At 62.4% G+C, this 4,613-nt stretch carries 6 protein-coding genes and 1 pseudogene; 2 read left to right on the forward strand and 5 right to left on the reverse strand.

The genetic code is table 11. The features are described 5' to 3' along the window. Positions 1 to 110: 110 nt before the first annotated feature. The 4 genes from O3306_RS22290 to O3306_RS22305 are packed head-to-tail and all read right to left on the reverse strand — an operon-like array spanning position 111 to position 2,351. Positions 111 to 557, reverse strand: a complete 447-nt coding sequence (locus O3306_RS22290; RefSeq protein ID WP_272011602.1) for a MarR family winged helix-turn-helix transcriptional regulator — start codon at positions 555 to 557, stop codon at positions 111 to 113. Then, a complete protein-coding gene (locus O3306_RS22295; RefSeq protein WP_272011604.1) occupies positions 554 to 1,387 on the reverse strand; it encodes a carbon-nitrogen hydrolase family protein in 834 nt (277 codons plus the stop codon). Before O3306_RS22295 ends, O3306_RS22290 begins: the two co-directional genes overlap by 4 nt. Further along, positions 1,384 to 1,641, reverse strand: a complete 258-nt coding sequence (grxC, locus tag O3306_RS22300) for a glutaredoxin 3 (RefSeq protein ID WP_272011606.1) — start codon at positions 1,639 to 1,641, stop codon at positions 1,384 to 1,386. The genes O3306_RS22295 and grxC overlap by 4 nt, the downstream gene beginning before the upstream one ends. 35 nt (positions 1,642 to 1,676) lie before the next feature. Next, a complete protein-coding gene (locus O3306_RS22305) occupies positions 1,677 to 2,351 on the reverse strand; it encodes a ComF family protein (protein ID WP_272011608.1) in 675 nt (224 codons plus the stop codon). Between the two features lie 17 nt (positions 2,352 to 2,368). Between O3306_RS22305 and O3306_RS22310 the strand changes: the two genes are divergently transcribed. Together O3306_RS22310 and hemH are read left to right on the forward strand one after the other, a co-directional pair. Then, a complete protein-coding gene (locus O3306_RS22310) occupies positions 2,369 to 3,190 on the forward strand; it encodes a class I SAM-dependent methyltransferase (protein WP_272011610.1) in 822 nt (273 codons plus the stop codon). 77 nt (positions 3,191 to 3,267) lie between these two features. After that, entirely contained in the window at positions 3,268 to 4,365 is a 1,098-nt protein-coding gene (gene hemH / locus O3306_RS22315; protein WP_272011612.1) for a ferrochelatase, read from the forward strand. Here hemH and O3306_RS22320 read toward each other — a convergent pair. Beyond that, positions 4,347 to 4,613, reverse strand: a pseudogene (locus tag O3306_RS22320) (hypothetical protein); the annotation flags it as partial. The gene hemH and the pseudogene O3306_RS22320 sit on opposite strands and share 19 nt — an antisense overlap.

Genomic DNA, 4,613 nt, shown 5'->3' on the forward strand with positions numbered 1-4,613 from the left:
CGACGATTTCACGAGGGAAGCGGTAGCCTTTCAGGCGAGGCATCGTGCAAGGTATCTTCATCCCGGCTGACTATGCGGAAGCCCACGCCCAAACAAGTTGGCAATGCCCGTCAGCCCTCCGGCTCCAACCGCGCCCGCAATCCGCGCAACACCGGCAGGATCGCGCGCACGCGGTCCTCGCCCAGCTCTTCGACCACATCGCTGATCAGCGGGGCAATTGCCGCCAGCGCCTCTTCACGGGCCTTGCGTCCTGCCGGGCTGATCGCGACCTGCTTGCGCCGTGCGTCATCCCAATCGGGGCGGATATGTACGTAACCGGCCCATTCCAACTTGCTCAGCGTGTTGGTCATCGCCCCGCGCGTCACGTGAAAACTTTTGGCCAGTTGCGCCGGGCTTCTTTCGCCTCCGACACGCGCCAGATGGTTCAGCACCGAAAAATGCGACACCTCCATGCCCTTGGGCAGGACGCGGGTTAGCTGGTTGCGGATCAGCTGATCATTGGTCAACACCTCGCTGAAGAGCGCCACGGCAAGAGATGTACTGCTTCGGTTCGTCATGCCGGACCCCGAAAAACACGATCATGGGTCAATGCCGGAATGCGCTGTCGGGCGCTGGCCACCGCATCCATGTCGAGATCCGCGAGGACAAAACCCGGATCGGTCCCCGCATCGGCAATTACCTCTCCCCACGGGGCTACGGCCAGCGCGTGACCGTAGGTCTGGCGCGGCTTGCCCTGCGTCGCCTCATGCGTACCGGTCTGGGCCGGGGCCAAAACGTAACACCCCGTCTCGATCGCGCGGGCGCGCAGCAGGGTTTCCCAATGCGCCGCGCCGGTGACAGGTGAAAACGCAGATGGAACGCTCAACACTTGCGCACCTGCCTGTGCCAACTGGCGGTAGAGATGGGGGAACCGCAGATCGTAGCAGATCGTCAACCCCAGGGCGCCGAATGGCATCGGTGCCAGAACCGCCGCGCCCCCGGGGCGGTAGCCAGCTGATTCGCGGTAGGACTCGGTGTCCGAGATCGTCACGTCGAACATGTGGATCTTATCGTAGCGCGCCGCGACCTTGCCCTCCGGCGTGATCAGGAATGAACGGTTGGCAAACCGCCCGTCCGAGTCGTCCGTCTTCAGCGCAAGCGAGCCGATCAACAGCCAAATTCCGCACTCTCGGGCCACTTCGCGCAACGCGGCAAGTGTCTGATCCTCGGCCTCGTTCTGCAGAACCGCCATTTGTTGCGCACGGCTGGCCGAAACGCAGTTCGTCACTTCCGGTGTCAGAACGAATTCCGCACCAACCGCCACCGCGTCACGAATCAGCGAGAGTGTGACCGGCAGGTTGCTTGCCGGGTCGTCGCCGCCAGTCAACTGGAGGACCGCCGCCCTCACGCCGCCAGCAGCGCGTCTAGTTTGCCTGCACGTTCCAGCGCGTTCAGATCATCGTAACCACCGACATGGGTATCGCCCACGAAGATCTGCGGCACGGTACGCCCACCATTGGCGCGCTGCATCATCTCTGCGCGTCTGGCCGGTTGTGCGGCAATGTTGATCTCGGAAAAGTTGACGCCCTTTTGGGTTAGCAGGCGCTTGGCTGCGTGGCAAAAACCGCAAAGCGGCGAGGTATAGATTTCGACGGGTTTCATACAGGGTCCCATAATTGCAAGAGTTCCCCCAATATCTAAGCTTCCTTGCCCGCCCGTGCCAGTACCAGTATCCGCACTTCACGCGCCCCTGCTGACAAACACGCCTCGGTTGCCGCTGCCAGGGTCGCACCAGACGTCATCACATCATCGACCAACAGCACGTGTCGTCCCGCCAACCGGGCCCGGCGCCGTGGGTGCGCGCGGATGGCGTCCTGCATGGCAGCGAACCGCGCGGCACGCCCCAACCCGCCCAGACTGGGCGTAGCGCGTGGCCGTATCAGCAGATCCGGGCAATAGGCCAGCCCCAATTCCCGCGCCACCGCGCGCGCCAGAAGCGCCGATTGTTTGTAGCGCCGCTTGAGCATGCGCCGCCAATGCAATGGCACCGGAGCCACCAACATGCCTTCGCGGAGCAATGGCTGTGCGGCGCGCGCCAGCCATAGGGCAGCGGGTTGAACCACATCCTGCCGGTCGCCGTGCTTGAGGGCCAGTGTCAGCTTGCGCGCGTTGCCCTCGTAGATCAACGCGGCTCGGCCCTGCGCCCACGGGCGCGCCAAGGCCATGCAATCGTCACAGACCAGCCCCGCAATAAACGGTGTGTCGCGCCAGCATGGGCTACAAAGGCCAAAATCGCTGTCTACCTGGCAGCCGCAGACCGTACAGCGCGGCGGATAAATCAGCCGCAGGGCAGATTGTATTGGCGCACCCATAGCGTTATGTGCCCTCCATGGCACAGCCCCCGACACTGACCGACCGTTCGGCGCTGAGGCGCAACCGCGCTCGCGCCGCCCGCGCGCCTGCAGATTTCCTGCACATGGCTGCGGTGGACGAGATCAAGGATCGTCTGTCACTGGTTAACAAATCCTTTACCGCGCCTGCGATCGTGAGCGGGCAGGCTGCCTGCTGGCAAGCGGCCTTTCCCGACGCGATCATTGTGCCCGATGACGAAACGCTGGACCTGAATCCGGGCGCGCATGATCTGGTGATCCACGCGCTGGCATTGCATTGGGCCAACGATCCGGTCGGCCAGATCATCCAGTGTCGCCGCGCCCTGCGCCCTGATGGTCTGCTGCTGGCGGTCCTTTTCGGCGGCGAGACTCTGCACCAATTGCGCGCGGCGTTGGCACAGGCCGAATCCGAAGTAACCGGCGGCCTGTCACCACGCGTGGCACCAATGGGCGAAATTCGCGATCTCGGCGCATTACTGCAGCGTGCCGGTCTGGCGCTGCCAGTGGCCGATACGGTGGCACTGACGGCCTCCTACACCGGCCTGCATGCGCTGATACATGACCTGCGCGCCATGGGCGAAACCAGCGCGCTGGCCGCCCGCCCGCGCCATTTTACCCGCCGTGCCGTGCTGGAACGGGCCGAACACCACTATCGACAGGCTTTTGGCGATGCGGACGGGCGCATCCCGGCCACCTTCGATCTGGTCTTTCTGACCGGCTGGGCCCCCGATGCTTCGCAGCCCAAGCCTCTGCGACCCGGTTCCGCCGCCGCCCGGCTTGCTGATGTGCTAGGGACCGATGAAACCCGCCTCGATGATTGACCCCGTAGGCAAACACCTTATGTCGTGACCAACATGTCGTGGCCATCCGGCGAAGTGACAGAAACGAGGAGCCCCAGATGCGCGATTCCAGCCCGACAGCCAGATGCCCCGCCCATGCCCCTGCCGACCATCCCGCGATCCCTTCGGCAAAAACCGGCGTGTTGCTTGCCAATCTGGGCACACCCGACAATCACGACTACTGGTCTATGCGCCGCTATCTGAATGAATTCCTGTCGGATCGCCGGGTGATCGACTATGCGCCGTGGAAATGGCAACCCTTGCTGCAGCTCGTGATCCTCAGCAAACGCCCCTTTACCAGCGGTGCGGCATATAAATCCATCTGGAACGTCGAAAAGGACGAAAGTCCTTTGATGACGATCACCCGTGACCAGACCGCTGCTATCGCGGACAGCCTTCATGCCACGTTTGGCGATCAGGTGATGGTCGATTTCTGCATGCGCTACGGCAACCCTTCGACCATTTCCAAGGTTCGCGAAATGGTGCAGGCTGGCTGTACACGCATCCTGTTTTTCCCGCTGTACCCGCAATATGCCGGCGCCACCTCAGCCACCGCGAATGATCAGTTCTTTCGCGCGCTGATGGCGGAAACATGGCAACCGGCGGCGCGTACGGTCCCGGCCTATTTCGAGCATCCCGAGTACATCGAAGCGCTGGCGCAATCGGTCGAGACCGCCTATGCCGCCGCCACTGACAAGCCCGAAATGCTTGTGGTGTCCTATCACGGCATGCCGCAACGGTATCTGATGCAGGGCGACCCCTACCATTGCCAATGTCAGAAAACCACGCGCCTGCTGCGCGAGCGACTGGGCTGGGATGAGAGCAGCATCACCACAACATTCCAGTCCGTGTTCGGCCCCGAGGAATGGTTGAAACCCTATACCGTGAAAGAGGTCGCGCGCCTGGCCCGCGAAGACGGCAAGAAGAACATCGCTGTCATCGCACCGGCCTTTTCCGCCGATTGCATCGAGACGCTGGAGGAAATCAACGAGGAAATCCGCGAGAGCTTTGAAGAAGCGGGCGGCGAGGCGTTCACCTATATTCCCTGCCTCAACGACAACCCGGCCCATATCTCCGCGCTCTGTTCGGTAATCCGCGAGAACCTCAAGGGCTGGATAGTCCGTCCTGAACATCGCTGTCAGGTCGTCAGTATATAGACCTGAACCCTTCGATCGCGTGCCATTTCCGCGTCAGCGGTCATGCAGGTTTGGCAGACCACCCAAATCAATTGGCGCAAAAAGACCCTCAGGTGCCTGAGGATCATGCGGATGTTGTGGCCGCAACCGCAAAGCACGGCGAAGAGCGCGTCGCCTTCGGTCCCTTTCAAGGTGCTTCGCGTCAGGCGACCGTCATTTTTCATGTGCCCGATCATCGGCTCGATGGCACTTCGCCGTCGCAAGAGCCT

Source organism: Roseovarius sp. ZX-A-9 (assembly GCF_028369135.1).
In the GTDB taxonomy this organism is placed as follows: Bacteria; Pseudomonadota; Alphaproteobacteria; order Rhodobacterales; family Rhodobacteraceae; genus Roseovarius.

Excerpts from the sequence above, each read along its gene's own strand:
- O3306_RS22290 (WP_272011602.1), bottom strand. The coding sequence starts at position 557 with ATGACGAACCGAAGCAGTACATCTCTTGCCGTGGCGCTCTTCAGCGAG.
- grxC (WP_272011606.1), bottom strand. The coding sequence starts at position 1,641 with ATGAAACCCGTCGAAATCTATACCTCGCCGCTTTGCGGTTTTTGCCAC.
- O3306_RS22305 (WP_272011608.1), bottom strand. The coding sequence starts at position 2,351 with ATGGGTGCGCCAATACAATCTGCCCTGCGGCTGATTTATCCGCCGCGC.
- O3306_RS22310 (WP_272011610.1), top strand. The coding sequence starts at position 2,369 with ATGGCACAGCCCCCGACACTGACCGACCGTTCGGCGCTGAGGCGCAAC.
- hemH (WP_272011612.1), top strand. The coding sequence starts at position 3,268 with ATGCGCGATTCCAGCCCGACAGCCAGATGCCCCGCCCATGCCCCTGCC.